The sequence below is a fragment of the Litoreibacter sp. JB4-2 genome (genome assembly GCF_055693445.1).
The window spans coordinates 1,310,177-1,324,456 of the sequence record NZ_CM146334.1 but is presented as its reverse complement, the minus strand read 5'-3'; the positions used below and the strand labels follow the sequence as shown (position 1 = coordinate 1,324,456).

General features: G+C 60.3%; 14 protein-coding genes and 1 pseudogene. 5 read left to right on the top strand and 10 right to left on the bottom strand.

Annotation, left to right across the window (positions count from 1 at the left end; genetic code table 11):
- Positions 1-89: 89 nt before the first annotated feature.
- From ACZ1G7_RS06640 to ACZ1G7_RS06600, 9 genes and pseudogenes are all read right to left on the bottom strand, one after another.
- Positions 90-437, bottom strand: a complete 348-nt coding sequence (locus tag ACZ1G7_RS06640; protein ID WP_472663031.1) for a hypothetical protein — start codon at positions 435-437, stop codon at positions 90-92.
- A gap of 181 nt (positions 438-618) precedes the next feature.
- On the bottom strand, positions 619-1,347 hold the full coding sequence (locus ACZ1G7_RS06635) for a VPLPA-CTERM sorting domain-containing protein (protein ID WP_472663030.1): 729 nt from the start codon (positions 1,345-1,347) through the stop codon (positions 619-621).
- A 322-nt stretch (positions 1,348-1,669) separates the two neighbouring features.
- Positions 1,670-2,398, bottom strand: coding sequence for a VPLPA-CTERM sorting domain-containing protein (locus ACZ1G7_RS06630; protein ID WP_472663029.1), 729 nt, complete (start codon positions 2,396-2,398; stop codon positions 1,670-1,672).
- A gap of 324 nt (positions 2,399-2,722) precedes the next feature.
- Positions 2,723-5,026, bottom strand: coding sequence for a xanthine dehydrogenase family protein molybdopterin-binding subunit (locus ACZ1G7_RS06625; RefSeq protein ID WP_472663028.1), 2,304 nt, complete (start codon positions 5,024-5,026; stop codon positions 2,723-2,725).
- Between the two features lie 69 nt (positions 5,027-5,095).
- Positions 5,096-5,536, bottom strand: a complete 441-nt coding sequence (locus tag ACZ1G7_RS06620) for a hypothetical protein (protein ID WP_472663027.1) — start codon at positions 5,534-5,536, stop codon at positions 5,096-5,098.
- Between the two features lie 405 nt (positions 5,537-5,941).
- Complete coding sequence (locus ACZ1G7_RS06615) at positions 5,942-6,391, bottom strand: tellurite resistance TerB family protein (RefSeq protein ID WP_472663026.1); 450 nt, start codon at positions 6,389-6,391, stop codon at positions 5,942-5,944.
- A 23-nt stretch (positions 6,392-6,414) separates the two neighbouring features.
- Entirely contained in the window at positions 6,415-7,395 is a 981-nt protein-coding gene (locus tag ACZ1G7_RS06610) for an arginase family protein (RefSeq protein ID WP_472663025.1), read from the bottom strand.
- Positions 7,396-7,451: 56 nt separating this feature from the next.
- Positions 7,452-9,829: pseudogene (hrpB, locus tag ACZ1G7_RS06605) on the bottom strand (ATP-dependent helicase HrpB).
- 20 nt (positions 9,830-9,849) lie between these two features.
- Complete coding sequence (locus ACZ1G7_RS06600) at positions 9,850-10,548, bottom strand: DUF3108 domain-containing protein (RefSeq protein ID WP_472663024.1); 699 nt, start codon at positions 10,546-10,548, stop codon at positions 9,850-9,852.
- 119 nt (positions 10,549-10,667) lie between these two features.
- On the opposite strand from ACZ1G7_RS06600, the gene meaB reads away from it, so the two are divergent.
- The 5 genes from meaB to ACZ1G7_RS06575 all read left to right on the top strand — a co-directional run bounded on the left by meaB (position 10,668) and on the right by ACZ1G7_RS06575 (position 13,849).
- Positions 10,668-11,645, top strand: coding sequence for a methylmalonyl Co-A mutase-associated GTPase MeaB (gene meaB / locus ACZ1G7_RS06595; RefSeq protein ID WP_472663023.1), 978 nt, complete (start codon positions 10,668-10,670; stop codon positions 11,643-11,645).
- 217 nt (positions 11,646-11,862) lie between these two features.
- A complete protein-coding gene (gene rpmB / locus ACZ1G7_RS06590) occupies positions 11,863-12,150 on the top strand; it encodes a 50S ribosomal protein L28 (RefSeq protein WP_472663022.1) in 288 nt (95 codons plus the stop codon).
- A gap of 188 nt (positions 12,151-12,338) precedes the next feature.
- Positions 12,339-12,677, top strand: a complete 339-nt coding sequence (locus ACZ1G7_RS06585; RefSeq protein WP_472663021.1) for a hypothetical protein — start codon at positions 12,339-12,341, stop codon at positions 12,675-12,677.
- A 43-nt stretch (positions 12,678-12,720) separates the two neighbouring features.
- Entirely contained in the window at positions 12,721-13,209 is a 489-nt protein-coding gene (locus tag ACZ1G7_RS06580; protein ID WP_472663020.1) for a copper chaperone PCu(A)C, read from the top strand.
- Positions 13,210-13,390: 181 nt separating this feature from the next.
- A complete protein-coding gene (locus tag ACZ1G7_RS06575; protein WP_472663019.1) occupies positions 13,391-13,849 on the top strand; it encodes a low molecular weight protein-tyrosine-phosphatase in 459 nt (152 codons plus the stop codon).
- Here ACZ1G7_RS06575 and ACZ1G7_RS06570 read toward each other — a convergent pair.
- Complete coding sequence (locus ACZ1G7_RS06570; RefSeq protein WP_472663018.1) at positions 13,828-14,187, bottom strand: hypothetical protein; 360 nt, start codon at positions 14,185-14,187, stop codon at positions 13,828-13,830. The genes ACZ1G7_RS06575 and ACZ1G7_RS06570 overlap by 22 nt on opposite strands.
- Positions 14,188-14,280 lie beyond the last annotated feature (93 nt).

The following is a 14,280-nucleotide window of genomic DNA, read 5'->3' as shown; positions in this document are numbered from 1 at the left end:
CCTTAATTCAGCCATTGCGGCCTGTCAGCACAAAGCCGCACACGAACGGGTGAGCCGCCGGTTATGGCCCTGCCAGACAAGACACTTTGTCAGAAAATATTGGTAAACATCAGGCTCGCCGCGGCGTATCCCACCAGCATTTCCAACACCGCGAAATTGAGCAGCATGTTCTTGAACCGCTGGGCGGCGGCTGAGAACAGCAGGCCAATCATCAGCAGGTGAAACCCGGCCGAAAAGCTCAGCGCGGTGAAGAAGTAAAAGGTCTCAGGACCAAAGCCCGGGCCAAACGCCATTTCGGTGCTGACCCGCGCGGCGAAAGCCAGCGGCATCAGGATCAGCGCCATTAACCCGGCCAGCGGGATCGTCCACCGCAGCTGCGGTGCCAAACGCGGTTCGGCGTGTTCTGACGACTGGTTACTGCTGTCAACAAGAGCCATAATCATGCTCCATGCTTTTTATCTTCGCATGGGGTGGTAGTGGCCGGATCGGGCAAGAATATGGCAAATTCTGTGAGATTTGGTGCGCTAAAGGGGCTAAGGCGCGGGCCGTAGCAGCCATGAAAAAGCCCGCCGCGGCGCTGCCGGGCGGGCTTTTCCGAAACTTATGTCGTTAAAAGCCTTAGGCTTTTTTGCGACGTGCTGCGATGCCGAATGCACCCAGACCAGCCAGCAGAAGCGGCAGGCCAGCAGGCAATGGAACCGGAGGCAGAACGCTGTCGTCTACCTTTTTCGTTGTGCGGTTGGACTCGTCCCAACCCAACCAGTCGTTGCCTTTGAAGCAAGTCAGGTCATCGCCAACTTCGTAAGTGCCGCCGCAAGATGCGAAGGTGTTACGTGTTGTGTGCAGCCAAGTACCGATCATACCGTCGAACTGAACGCCTTCCCAAGCCTGACCAGTCGATGTCGACAGGTTCTTCTTGTTCAAGGTCGATACGTCGATGACCATGTCATAGGTGGTTTTGCCGCCTGCGCTGGTCGAGCTGATTGCGTTTTCGTACTTGTTCAGCAGCGTGCTGTTGAACGAGCCGTTTACGCCATGTACGCCGCGGCCAGTGTACTGGTAAGCCCAGACGTCGGTCAGGTCGGAGTACAGGATCGCCAGGTGGCCGGCGCCTTGGTGGTACGGCTGTGGGCCGTTGTTAACCACAACCCAGAAACCGTCAGCATTGTCGGAATCTTTGGATGTGAAGGACATGCCGAAACGCTCGGTGGTGTCCTGGTATGTGAACGTAGCGTTCTCAACGCCGTTGCGGTTTGCCGCGGCGGTGTGCTGATACGTGGTGGCGGTCGCAGCAGTTGCTGCAAACGCACCGGCGATCAACGCGGTGGTTGTCAGAAATTTTGTCATGGGTTCCCCAGCAAAAAAATACACTCTTCATCCCCGCAGCCCCTCTTAGACATGCGAGTGACGTAAGGGTAAATGAAAGATTAACAAAATGCAATTGGTTTGAAATTTTGAAATTTTCTTATTTTCAAATAAAAACAATACCTTACACGAATGACGTTAACGTCGATTCAATCTTTTTTGGGGGAATTTTGGTGTGAAAACGACTTTGGTAGCGTGTGAAAATTGCCCACGACATCAAGCCGGTCGGCCATTGTTGTCTTAGGGAAAAAGCCCGCCATGCCAAAAGGCAAGGCGGGCTCAATCATTGCTCAAAGCGAAGCGCTTAGGCTTTTTTGCGGCGTGCTGCGATGCCGAATGCACCAAGGCCAGCCAGCAAGAGTGGCAAACCTGCAGGCAAAGGCACAGGCGGCAGAACGCTGTCATCTACGCGACGGGTTCTTTCATACGCCTCGTCCCAGCCAATCCAGTTGTTGGAGTTGAAGCAGGTCAGATCGCCATTGGTCTCGTAAGAGCCGCCACAATTCGCAAACGTATTCACCGTTGGGTGCAACCACGTACCGATCACATCATCCATGCGCAGACCCTGCCAGCCGGGTGTTACGGCTTGGCCGTTCAGGCCGGCCACGTTCAGGATCATGCTATAGGCTGTGTTTGCGCCAACCGTCGAAGCGGTAACCGCGTTTTCATATTTCGCCAGCACGGGCCCGGTATTGTAAGAACCGTTGTTGTTGCCCGAACCCTGGTACTGATAGGCCCAGATATCGGTCAGGTCGGAATACATGATGGCGTATTTGCCACCAACGCCGCCAACGGGCATCGGGCCGTTATTCACCACGAACCAGAACCCGTCCACATTGGCGGAGGTCTTGACTTCAAAGTCGAGTTTGAAGCGCTCGGTTGTGTCTTGGTAGATATACTCGGAGTTATACACCCCGTTCAGGCCGCTTGCGCCAACATTGTTGGTCGATGTGTATTGCCAGGTGGTGGCGGCGGCTGGTGCTGCGGCAAAAACTGCGGCCGCAAGTATTGTCGTCTTGATCAGATTTTTCATGGTTACCCTCAGATACAAAAACCTAGTTAATCGGTCACACTACAGGTCCCCAAAAAGCGCAAAGTGACCTCAAATTTAATACGGGGTCGTCGGAGCAAAATCAATTCGACCGGGCACGAAAAAGGCGGGTTTGCGACAATTTTAGAGCAAAATCCCAACGGGTCGCGATATAGTAAGTTTATAAGGCTCTGATTGGTTCCAAAATGTAAACAATGACGCTATTCCCGTTAAGAATCGCGTCCAAATTGAGGCGGACAAAGTTCACCGATTTTTGGCCCGAAAAGGCGGATTTAGACCGCACTGAAATCCCGCCCGAACTTAGCCTTATTGCGCTGCGCGCTTGGCCTTATCCATCCATCCCCAAACCCGCTGCGGGGTGAAGGGCATGTCGACATGGCGAACGCCCTCAGACCACAGCGCGTCCAGAACACCGTTCGACACCGCCGCAAGCGCGCCGACGGTTCCGGCCTCCCCGCAGCCTTTCATGCCCAGCACGTTTGCCGTTGATGGTGTCGGTTCTGAATGGAAGTTGATCATCGGCACGTCGCCCGCGCGCGGCATGCCGTAATCCATGAAACTGGCGGTCAGAAGCTGGCCGTCTTCGTCATAGACCACATGCTCGCTGATCGCCTGGCCGATGCCCTGCACCACGCCGCCATGGACTTGCCCCTCGGCCAGCATCGGGTTCATCAACACGCCGAAATCATCCACCACGGTAAATTTGACCACTTGGGTGACGCCTGTGTCGGCGTCGACCTCGACTTCGGCGATATGGCAGCCATTGGGGAAGGATCGCCCGGGAAGGGTGGTCGTGGCGGATGTGCTCAGCAGATCGGCTTCTCCGGCCTCCGCCGCCGCATCTGCGGCCTCGATCAGGGTCATCACGGTGTTGGAACCTTCGGCCCGGAAGCCGCCATCTTCAAACGCCACCTCCGGCACGCCCAGCTGGTCGGCCACGAAGGGTTTGAACCGCTCGATCAGCGCCTCCGATGTGCCTTTGATGGCCGTGCCTTGCGTCGTCACAGAGCGCGACCCACCCGTGCCGCCGCCCGTTTTTATGCGGTCGCTGTCGCCTTGGATGATCTCAACCGCGTCATGGGGGATGCCGGTATATTCGTGCAAGAGCTGGCGGTAGACCGTCTCATGGCCTTGCCCGTTGGACTGCGTGCCCACGTAAAGCCGCGCGCCGCCCGTACCGGTGAATTCGACCTTTGCAGTCTCATCGGGCGCGCCGAGGATGCTTTCGATATAGTAGCAGATCCCAAGCCCGCGCAGCTTGCCCGCCGCCTTTGACGTGGCTTTGCGCGCCGCAAAACCCGCCAGATCGGCCTCAGCCGTTGCGCGGTCGAGCACTTTGTCGAAATCGCCGACGTCATACAGCTCGCCCGTCACCGTCTTGTAGGGGAATTGCGCGCCGCGCACGAAGTTTTTGCGCCGCAGCTCCAACGGGTCGACGCCCAGCACACGTGCGGCGTGGTCCATGGCGCGTTCCAGCTTGTAGATCGCCTCCGGCCGGCCCGCGCCACGATAGGCGTCGATCTGGGTCGTGTTGGTGTAGATGCCCGCATTGCGGAACCAGGCGGTCTGGATGTCATAGACACCCGCCAGCACGCGGGACGCCAGATCGGACTGGATAAACTGCGCATAGCTGGAATTATACGCCCCCATATTCGACAGTGTATCAACCCGGTAGGCGGTGATCTTGTGATCGGCATCAAAGGCCAGTTCAACTTGCGAGACCAGATCGCGGCCGCCATTGTCGGCCAGCATGGATTCCGTGCGTTCGCCTTGCCAGCGGACAGGTTTTCCCAAGGCGTGGCAGGCATGGGCCACCAGAAAATATTCAGGGTAATCAAAGGCTTTCATGCCGAAACCACCGCCCACATCGGGTGTGGTGACATGCACGTCTGCCTTGTCCAACCCCAGCGTCTTGGCGATGGAGTCGCGCGTCCCCCAGACGCCTTGCCCGGTATAGGCGAAGTGCAACCGCCCCTCGGACATCTCGGCATAACAGCCGCGCGTCTCCATCGAGTTGGCGATGATCCGGTTGTCGACGACCTCAAGGCTGATGTGATGCGCGGCACTTGCAAAGGCGGCCTCCGTCGCGTCTTTGTCGCCGACCGCCCAGTCATAGGCGACGTTGTCTGGTGCTTCAGGGTGGATCGCGGGCCCACCTGGGGCGAGCCCCATGGCGACGTCCAGATCGTCATAGTCAAACAGGATCATCTCAGCCGCGTCTTTGGCCTGCTCAAGCGTGTCGGCGACGATGAAGGCCACAGGCTCACCCACAAAGCGCACGCGCCCAACCGCCAGGATCGGCCGGGCAGGGGCCGCGCCTTTGGAACCGTCCTGATTGTCGATGATCGACGCGCCCATGGCGTTTTTCACGCCTGCCGCGTCCAGATCATCCGCCGTCAACACCATATGAACGCCATCGGCGCCGCGCGCGTCCGCCACGTCCAGTTCGGTGATCTCAGCATGCGCGACCTGCGCGCGCAGCAGATAACCAAACAGCGCCCCCGCCGGGACCGCGTCTTCGGTATAGCTGCCTGCGCCCGTCAAAAACCGCGTGTCTTCCACACGCCGCACGGGTTGGGATGTTCCGAATTTCGTGATGGGGGTGTTCATGGCTATAGGCCTCCGAGACTGCACCGTTCAGAGATTAGCCGGGCATGAGCCAGTGTCTAGGGGGTGCGACTAAGGGTTGCTGGCCAATTGCTGCGTTTCGGGCAGCGCAGGCGCGTCGCGACGTGGTGGCACCGGGCCTTGCCACCGTCCTGACCAGCGGACGTCGCAGGCTTTCAGTGCTTTTGTCACCGACCGGCTGACCTTGCGCCGGAAAGTTGGCAGGATCAGGTTCTTCTTGGGGTGATATGTCTCATAGGCGCGCGCGGGCGACTTGGACATGTCCAGAATGAATCCCCAGGTGTCATACCGCGCCGTCGGTCCGCTGACATAGTGCAGCGGTGCGTCATAGTAATCGCGGGTACGCGCGTAGTCCTGATGTTCGAACAGGCCTGGCATCGTGCGGGTGTTGACGCATGTCAAAATGTCATCAACGGAGCGCATATCCGTCGCCCCTGCCTGTGTCGCCGCTCCCAGCGCCAAAACGGCACAGGTGCAATAAGTCTTCAACATCCAAAATCCCCCAAACACGCGTTTCTCCCGTGCAGGCGCCTTAAATTCAACAGCGCGACGGCACTGTGCCATGTTTTAGGGCGGCTGAAAAGCCGTCGCCATGAGGAGCGCGCAAACGACGCGCTGGCACCATTGGGATCAACGCCTCACCGGGCGGCGGCCGATTTGTACTCAGCTAACATTTTGAAAGGATTGCGTCTCAATCCCTTCTGCAAAACCTCAATTTCACAACATTTCGACCCGTTCAGACGCACCGGCCAGATCTGCACTGCTCTGGTTCAAAACCCGGTCCTCTGATGGGCTGTCTGATGCAATTGGGCCGTTCACTGGGCAAATACGCACAACTGTGCGGCGGCTCCATGTCCAAATAGGCTGGCAGTGCCGCGCAGCCTTCGGTGGTTGCGCTCAGTGCTTGGTCGGTGCCACGGCACGCTGCAATTCCAAAGCGCGCTTCGGCGCCACCCCCAGCACATGTTCAATCTGATGCAGCACGCGGTCTTCTTCGATATGTTTGATGCCATCTGCGAAAACGACCGACCAAAGCGCCGTCAACATGGCCTCTTTCTCTGCGGTGCCAATGGCCTTCGCCAAGATCGCGCTGAGCGCATCCGTGTCGGGCATTTCCGCCTCCAACCGCTCGCAAGAGGCGCGCATTTGCGCGGCCTCAACCGGGTTTAAATCGTTGAGCACCGCCAAAATGCGGTCCACCAGCTCAATTTCTGCAAAAAGATACGCGTCATCGGCTTTCGCCGCGCGCACCATCAGCGCCCCCAATGCATGCTGCGCATCTGAGGCGGGCAGGGGCGTGACATAGTTTGGGGGGTTTTTGAACAAAGCGCGTAGCCTGTCGAACATGTCTGGGTCCTTTTCAGGCAGGCCTAACGACCGGCCGTATTTTCAGCAATCATCGAGATCATTTCAAACATCACCGCAGATGCCGTCAATGCCGTGATCTGGTTCGGGCTATCCTTGGTCGGCATCATACAGACCACATCGCCACCCACGATATTGAGGCCGCGCACGGCGTGCAAAAGTCCCACGGCTTCGTCAATGTCAAAACCCTTCTCGCCGGCTTCAATATTGGACACGCCCGGCGCGATTGTCGGGTCAAGACAGTCCAGATCAAAGGTGATATAGACGGGTTTGCCTGCCAGAACCTCCTTGATCTGGGCCACCACATCGGCCAGGCCCCGCGCGCGAAAATCTTTCATGGTTACAACGTTGTAGCCATAGTCGTAGCTGGGTTGCAGCCAGTCCAGCGTGCGCGCATGGCCTCTGAGCCCGATCTGCATCGAATGCGTCGGGTCCACTTGGCCCTGATCGGCCAAATAGGCGCCCCAATGCGCGGCGGATTTTTTGGCCCCCAGAAAATGGTCAACTTTGGTGAACACATCCGTATGCGCGTCGAGATGCAGGAAACACACAGGCTCCCCGCCCGTGATCTGGCCGCAGCCCAAAGCCTGCACGATCCCGCCGGTGATCGAATGATCGCCCCCTATGGACACCGGCCGCGCGCCTGCCGCGTCGATGCTTTGGTAGAATTCCGTGATTTGCGCGATGCAGGCCTCATTGTCATTGGCGCGCGGAAACGGCACGTCGCCCACATCGACGATCTTGGCCGCGCTCCACGGGTCCAGCTGAAACCCGCCATGCATCCGCCGCGCCACGCTAGATACGTTGCGCAACGCGCGCGGGCCCAGATGCTGGTCGCGCTCCGTTGTGCCATTGCCTGCCGAATGCGGCACGCCGACCAGTGCGATATCGGCGCCGTCTGGGCCCTCATTTGGGCAGCGAAACAGGGTGGGGATCCCCCACCAATACAGGTTTTCCATCATCGAATTGAGATGCGGGTCGGACATGTTTTCTAGGCCTTTCGATCAATGTGCCGAAACTGTAGCCAAAACGGCGCCTGCGTCTACTTGCGCGGCTTCGCTCGCACGGTCGGCTCGGCCTGCGTCGGGTCTTCGGGCCACGGGTGTTTGGGGTAGCGCCCGCGCATGTCCTTACGCACATCGGCGTAAGACGTGGCCCAAAACCCCGGCAAATCCTGCGTCACCTGCACCGGTTTGTGCCCCGGCGACAGCAGCGTGATCTTCAGCGGCAGCCGTTCCGGCCCCACGGTCGGGTGCGCTGTGCAGCCGAACATTTCCTGCAAACGGACCTCAATTCCGGGCACGTCGCCCGCGTAATTTACCGCCGCTTTGCGTCCCAGTGGCGTGGTGATGGTGGCAGGCGCCAGCCGTGCCAATTCCTGGCTCGTGTCCCAGTCGAGGGCGCTGCGCAAGGCCTCCGCCACATCAACCGATTTCAAATCCGCCGCCGTTTTCTTGCCCGCCAGATAGGGCAGCAGCCAGTCCTCCAGCGTGCTCAGCAACCCCGCATCCGACCAATCCACCAGATCGCCCAAATACCGCCCCCGCGCGCGCAGCAAAGTCGCGGCTTTCGACCAGTTGAGCGCGCCGAGACCTAGCTCCCGCACCCCGTCCAATAAAGCACGCGCGACCAAATCAGGGTCCGCGTCCTGCCAAATCCGATCATCCAGCACAATCGCGCCAAACCGTTCCTGCTTGCGTGTCAAAACACGGGCGTCTCGTTTCGACCATTCACAAATCTCGCGCCATGCGATCTGGTCGCCGTAAAGCCCGCGCAGATCCGCCTCGCTGATCACCGCGGCGGCGCGGATTTTGGCCTCCCGCGCGTCGCCATCCAGATCGGCCACTGCTAACAATCGCTGCCCGGCAAGCGCATCGTCGCCCGGCAAAACAGCGCCTTTGCCGCCCGACAAATGGAACCGCGCGTCCCCGCCCTTGCGTCGCAGCGCCACCCGGTCCGGGTAGGCAAGCGCCACCATTTCACCCAAAGACCGCGCGGGGCCTTTGGCGTAGCGCGCCAGCCGCTTAGCCTCCACCGCGACCTCGCGCGTGCGCGGCTGGCGCAAGCGCGCCGCCAGATCTGCGCCCGCCGCAGGCCCCGGACGCGCCGCCAAAACAGCTGCCACATCCGCCGCTTTCGCGTCAGCCGAGGCCAGCATATGCGCCAGCCTCGGATGCAGCGGCACGCGGGCCAAAGCGCGCCCATGCGCCGTGATCCGACCGCTGCCATCCAGCGCGCCCAGCATCTGCAACACGGCCCGGGCTTCGCCCAAGGTGCCCTCGGGCGGTTGGGTCAGCAGCGCCAGATCGGCAGGATCCGCGCCCCATGCGGCCAGATCCAGCGCCAGCCCCGCTAAATCCGCCGTTTCAATCTCGGGCGGGGCGAAGGCGCCCATCACGCCTTCCTCCGCGCGGGTCCACAACCGGTAGCACACGCCTTCCGCCACGCGGCCCGCGCGCCCTTGTCGCTGCGTCGCCTCCGCCTTTGAGGCGCGCTCCGTAACCAGCCGCGACATGCCGGAGCCCGCGTCATAGCGCGCGCGCCGTGCCAACCCCGCGTCAACAACCACCCGCACGTCTTCAATGGTCAGGGAGGTTTCCGCAATCGACGTCGCCAGCACAACTTTGCGCGCGCCTTTTGTTGCGGGCGCAATCGCCGCGCGCTGATCTGCAAAGGGCAGGGCGCCATATAAAGGGCGCACCTGCACCGCGCCCAGATCCAGCGCCGCCTGCACGCGTCTGATCTCGCCCGCGCCCGGCAAAAATGCCAAGACGCCGCCCTCCGTCTCGGACACAGCCTGCGTGATCAGCGCGGCCATATCCGCCTCCATCCGCGCGCTTGCGCGGCGGGGGTGGCGAGCCACCGGGTTTCCACCGGGAAGCTGCGCCCTTCCGAGGTCACAACCGCCGCGCCACCCAAAAGCGCGGCCACAGGGGCCGCATCCAGCGTCGCCGACATGACCAAAACGCGCAAATCCTCGCGCAGCGCGTCCCGTGTTTCCCACACCAAGGCGAGCCCCAAATCCCCGTTCAAGGACCGTTCATGAAATTCGTCAAACACCACGCAGCCCACGCCCGGCAGCTCCGGGTCGGCCTGCACCATGCGGGTGAGAACGCCCTCGGTCACCACCTCGATCCGGGTCTTGTTTGAAACCTTGCTGTCGCCGCGCATCCGGTAGCCCACGGTCTCCCCGACGGCCTCCCCCAAAACCTGCGCCATCCGCTCCGCCGCCGCGCGCGCGGCAAGGCGGCGCGGCTCCAGCATGATCAAGCGCCCGGTAAATGCGCCCGCCTGCAACAAGGCCAGAGGCACCCGCGTGGTCTTGCCCGCGCCCGGCGGCGCTTGCAGTACGCAGACGCCGTCCGACGCCATCACGGCGCACAGCTCATCCAGAATGTCGTCAATTGGTAGCGCGGTCATGCCCGCCTTTTAGGCCGCGCTCAGCGTCGCGTCATCACCGCATTGCCGTAAAGCGTTTGCGTGACGACCTTTTCCACCCGGTAGCGGCCGTCACTGGTCTTGGCGTAATACAGGTTGAACGGAAACCGGGTCTTTTCGGCCATGTCTTCTGCCGAAAAGCCTTTCAGCCGCCGGTATTCGCCGTTGCACAGGATCATGTCGCCCTCTGGCCGGGGCGAGCTCAGCCGCACCTGCGAGCGGCGCTTGCCGTCAAACATCTGCACATTCAGCTTGCACACAGCGTCCGCGTCCACGTCGCGAAACGCGGCATAAATCGCTGTTTGCGGGTCCACCGTGCCCTTTTGCGCGGCCGGGTTCAGATCGCCCGTGCTGCCTGCCACAACTTTGGGAACGCCGCCCGCATAGGTCATCGTGGTCTTGGATTTGCGCTTGCCGGTATCGGCATCCTCATCATAGCGCACCGGGCTGAACCGGTTGCCCCGCACCGTACCAGAGGCTCGCGCGGTGTATTTCACCTGCGCCACCAGCCCCAGCAATCCGCCCGATTTTAACACGCCCGTGGTCTGGTAGCTGCCGCCGCCTTCGGTGCCTTTGACGCTCAGCGTGCCCGCAGAAATGCCGCGAATGGCCACGTTGAATGTCGCATCCGTCGACCCGTCGGCCCAGGCGGGCAACGCCAAAACCGCCGCCATAAATCCCGCAAAAACACCGTGTTTCATTGCCAATTACCTGCTAAATCGCATTTCTCGCTTGCCCCTCTATAATGGGGCTTTCAAAAAGACGTACCACCCCGTTCACCACTTGGTGAGGGGAAAGACAGGCAAAAGATCGCGCAGCCATGAAACATATTGAAGAACTTGCCAGCAAAGTCATGAGCGCCGAGCGCCGGGCGCTGGCACGCGCAATCACGCTTGTGGAAAGCGGGCGCGCCGATCATCAGCAAGAGGCGCAGGCGCTGCTGGAACGCCTTGCCACGACCAACCGGCAGGCCCTGCGCATCGGGCTGTCAGGCACGCCCGGCGTCGGCAAATCCACCTTTATCGAAGCCTTCGGCATGATGCTCACCGCCCAAGGCCTCAAGGTCGCGGTGCTGGCGGTCGATCCCAGCTCTGCCCGCTCGGGCGGCTCCATTCTGGGCGACAAAACCCGCATGGACCGGCTCAGCCGCGACAAAAACGCCTTCATCCGCCCGTCACCCGCAGGCGCGCAGCTTGGTGGTGTCGCGCGCCGCACACGCGCCGTGGTCGCGCTGTGTGAGACCGCAGGCTTCGACGTAATCCTGATCGAAACCGTCGGCGTCGGTCAGTCGGAAACCATGGTCGCGGAAATGTCCGATATCTTTACGCTGCTGCTGGCGCCCGCGGGCGGCGATGAATTGCAAGGCGTCAAACGCGGCATCATGGAAATCGCCGATCTGATCCTGGTCAACAAGGCCGACGGCGATCTCAAACCCGCAGCGATCCGCACCGTGGCCGATTACGCCGGCGCGCTCAGATTGCTGCGAAAACGCGCCCAAGACCCCGATGGTTTCCCAAAGGCGCAGCCCGTCTCGGCGCTGCATGAGGACGGGTTGGCGCAGGTCTGGGATGATATGCGAACACTCAGCGACTGGCGCAAAACAGAAGGCCATTGGCAGAAAACGCGGGCCCGCCAAGCCGTCCATTGGTTTGAAGAGGCCGTGCGCACAGGGCTTCTGGCACGGCTCACGGAGGATCCGGACACGGCCGCGCTTATGCAGGCCCAGGCGCAAGCTGTCCAAGGCGGGCAGACCGCGCCCGACCAGGCCGCGGCCCATATTCTGAGCGCTCTAAAATAGCTTCATTGTTTTAAAAATATTCCGGGGGAGGCGCAGCCGGGGGCAGAGCCCCCCAAACAAAACCAAAGCTGCGCGCCGCAGGCGCTCATTTTAACGGCTCAAAGCCCGGATTCATCGCTTGACCTGTCACACCGGGCTGGCTAAACCGCCCAAACAGAATTCAGGGCGTCCGAAATGTGAGTCTCGGCGCCCTTCTTATCTTTGAAAAGGAAACGTCATGTCTCGCGTTTGCGAACTTACTGGTAAAGGCCCGATGTCTGGCAACAATGTCAGCCACGCCAACAATAAAACCAAGCGCCGTTTTCTGCCGAATCTGAACGATGTGACGCTGACCTCTGATGCTCTGGGGCGCTCCTTCAAATTTCGTATCTCGGCAGCGGCGCTGCGCACCGTCGATCACCGCGGTGGTCTGGACGGCTTCATGGCGAAAGCCAAGGATGCTGAGCTGTCGGCAAAAGCGCTGAAAGTCAAAAAAGACATCGCCAAGCAATTGGCAGCTGCCTAAGCGCGCCCACACGGCGCAACATGCGCCGCGTGATGTCAAGAATGCAAAACGGCCTCACCTACACGGGTGGGGCCGTTTTTCGTTTCGCTCCGATCCAATCAGGGAACTCAACCAAGATGTGATCCCCTGTGGGTGCTGAAGGCTTCACAACCGCAGCGCTTGGTCCTACACCATCCCCTATGAAGCTGATGCGCTCCCTTCTGATGGCCATGCTCGCCTGCGCCCTCGTGCTCACCTCGGGGACGATGGCCGTGGCACGTGCGACGCCTCAAGGCGAGACGATTGTGATCTGCGCCGCCGGTGGGCTGCAGGAAATCACGCTCGATCACAATGGGCAGCCAATGGGCCCCGTGCCGCATTGCCCTGACTGCCTGACCGCAAGCCACGCGCTTGAGGCGCCGGTGTTCCGACTTGTGATCTGGACCGGCACGGCGCGTTTGCTGCGCCGCGCGCCGCATACTGTCGCCAGTACCCAATCTGAACAGCTGCGCGCCACGGCCCGCGCGCCGCCTGCCATGTCCGCCTGAAACACCACGTTACGTACCCAAAACAGTTTCTAGGATGACACAGATGTCTCTCAAATCTCTGGCCGTTTCAGCGGCCGCTTTCGCGTTTTTTGCCGGATCTGCTGTTGCAGATAGCAGCAAAATCATGGTCATGGACCCCTACGCGCGCGCCTCAACGCCGTCGTCAAAAAGCGGCGCCATCTTTTTCGAGTTGATGAACCACGGCGAAGCCGACCGGCTGATCGGCGCGAAAACCGAAATCGCCAATATGGCGCAGCTGCACACCCACAAAGAAGACGGCGACGGGGTTATGAAAATGATCCATGTCGAGGAAGGTTTTGAGCTGCCCGCCGGCGAAACCATCTTGTTCAAACGCGGCGGAAAGCACGTCATGCTGATGGGCCTGACCGGTCCTTTGGAAGACGGCGCTGAGGTTGCATTGACGCTGGTGTTTGAAAATGCGGGCGAGGTTGTCGTCACCGTGCCCGTCGATCTCAAACGCAAGCCAAAGCATGGCGGGCATAGCGGCCACGCGCATGGGACGGACGGCTAGAACGATTTTCATATCATGACCGTTGCGGGCAGCTCCCGCAGCGGACATTTTTTGCAAAACAGCCTGTTTTGTTTAATATTGGCACAAAATCGCCAAGAATTAACCGTATTCAAAATTATTTCTTCCCATAGCGTTCTCTTTCTAGGTAAGGTTTTCCTTACCTAATGCAGAGGGGCATTGGATGGACCGTATCTTGATCGTTAGCTCGCGCAACATCTGCCGTTCCCCTCTTGCCGAGGCGATTTTGCGCCGTCAGGTGCAGGCGTCCAGCTTGTCCATTCATGTTGATAGCGCGGGCACAGACGGTTGGCATATTGGTGACCCGGCTGACCCGCGCGCAGTTGTCGCCGCGCGCGTGCACAATATGGAAATCGGCGAACATCGCGCGCGCAAGCTGCGGGCAAGTGACTACAAGGACTTCTCGCAAATCCTGGTCATGGATGAACAAAACTTGGCCGACGTGCTTGCGCGGCGTCCGTTTGGGGTCAATACGCCCGTCAACCTGATCACGGAATTTCGTAAGATGCCGGGCCCGCTGGACATCCCCGACCCGTATTATTCAAGCAAGTTCGAGCCGGTCATCAGCCTGCTTGAAGACTGCATTTCGGGTCTCATGGATCAGCGTATCGCGGCGCAGTAGCGCTCACTTTCCGAGATGAATTGCTTGTAGCGGTCCCAGAACTGCTCATTGCTGCGCGCGTCGGATTGGCGAATATCCTGTGCCCGCTGCGGGTCTGAAAAGAAGCTTGCTGCAAGGCGCTGGTCCGTATTGGTCAAATGCCGGTCCGCAATGGCTTGCGCGCAGCCGCAGATGCGCGGGTTGGCGTCGCGCCGGTCAGACCGATTGCAAGCTGCAGAGACGGGCCCCATCGCCGCGACCACACCCGAAGACTGACGCGATGCCGACGGCCCACCGCCTGCGCATCCCGCAACCAAAAGGGCCAGGCTGCCTATCATCGCGCGTCTCAGATATGTCATCGCCAATGCCCTTCATATGCGTGCCCGGCCAGTGTGGCGTGGCAGTCTTAACAGAGTGCAAAATGCGGGCAGAAAACTCAATCGCTGCGGCGA

What these genes read in the sequence shown, in the direction of transcription:
- ACZ1G7_RS06580 (WP_472663020.1), top strand. Translation starts at nt 12,721, where the DNA reads ATGTCTCTCAAATCTCTGGCCGTTTCAGCGGCCGCTTTCGCGTTTTTT.
- ACZ1G7_RS06635 (WP_472663030.1), bottom strand. Translation starts at nt 1,347, where the DNA reads ATGACAAAATTTCTGACAACCACCGCGTTGATCGCCGGTGCGTTTGCA.
- ACZ1G7_RS06610 (WP_472663025.1), bottom strand. Translation starts at nt 7,395, where the DNA reads ATGTCCGACCCGCATCTCAATTCGATGATGGAAAACCTGTATTGGTGG.
- ACZ1G7_RS06640 (WP_472663031.1), bottom strand. Translation starts at nt 437, where the DNA reads ATGGCTCTTGTTGACAGCAGTAACCAGTCGTCAGAACACGCCGAACCG.
- meaB (WP_472663023.1), top strand. Translation starts at nt 10,668, where the DNA reads ATGAAACATATTGAAGAACTTGCCAGCAAAGTCATGAGCGCCGAGCGC.
- ACZ1G7_RS06575 (WP_472663019.1), top strand. Translation starts at nt 13,391, where the DNA reads ATGGACCGTATCTTGATCGTTAGCTCGCGCAACATCTGCCGTTCCCCT.
- ACZ1G7_RS06570 (WP_472663018.1), bottom strand. Translation starts at nt 14,187, where the DNA reads ATGACATATCTGAGACGCGCGATGATAGGCAGCCTGGCCCTTTTGGTT.
- ACZ1G7_RS06625 (WP_472663028.1), bottom strand. Translation starts at nt 5,026, where the DNA reads ATGAACACCCCCATCACGAAATTCGGAACATCCCAACCCGTGCGGCGT.
- ACZ1G7_RS06600 (WP_472663024.1), bottom strand. Translation starts at nt 10,548, where the DNA reads ATGAAACACGGTGTTTTTGCGGGATTTATGGCGGCGGTTTTGGCGTTG.
- ACZ1G7_RS06585 (WP_472663021.1), top strand. Translation starts at nt 12,339, where the DNA reads ATGCGCTCCCTTCTGATGGCCATGCTCGCCTGCGCCCTCGTGCTCACC.
- ACZ1G7_RS06630 (WP_472663029.1), bottom strand. Translation starts at nt 2,398, where the DNA reads ATGAAAAATCTGATCAAGACGACAATACTTGCGGCCGCAGTTTTTGCC.
- ACZ1G7_RS06615 (WP_472663026.1), bottom strand. Translation starts at nt 6,391, where the DNA reads ATGTTCGACAGGCTACGCGCTTTGTTCAAAAACCCCCCAAACTATGTC.
- rpmB (WP_472663022.1), top strand. Translation starts at nt 11,863, where the DNA reads ATGTCTCGCGTTTGCGAACTTACTGGTAAAGGCCCGATGTCTGGCAAC.
- ACZ1G7_RS06620 (WP_472663027.1), bottom strand. Translation starts at nt 5,536, where the DNA reads ATGTTGAAGACTTATTGCACCTGTGCCGTTTTGGCGCTGGGAGCGGCG.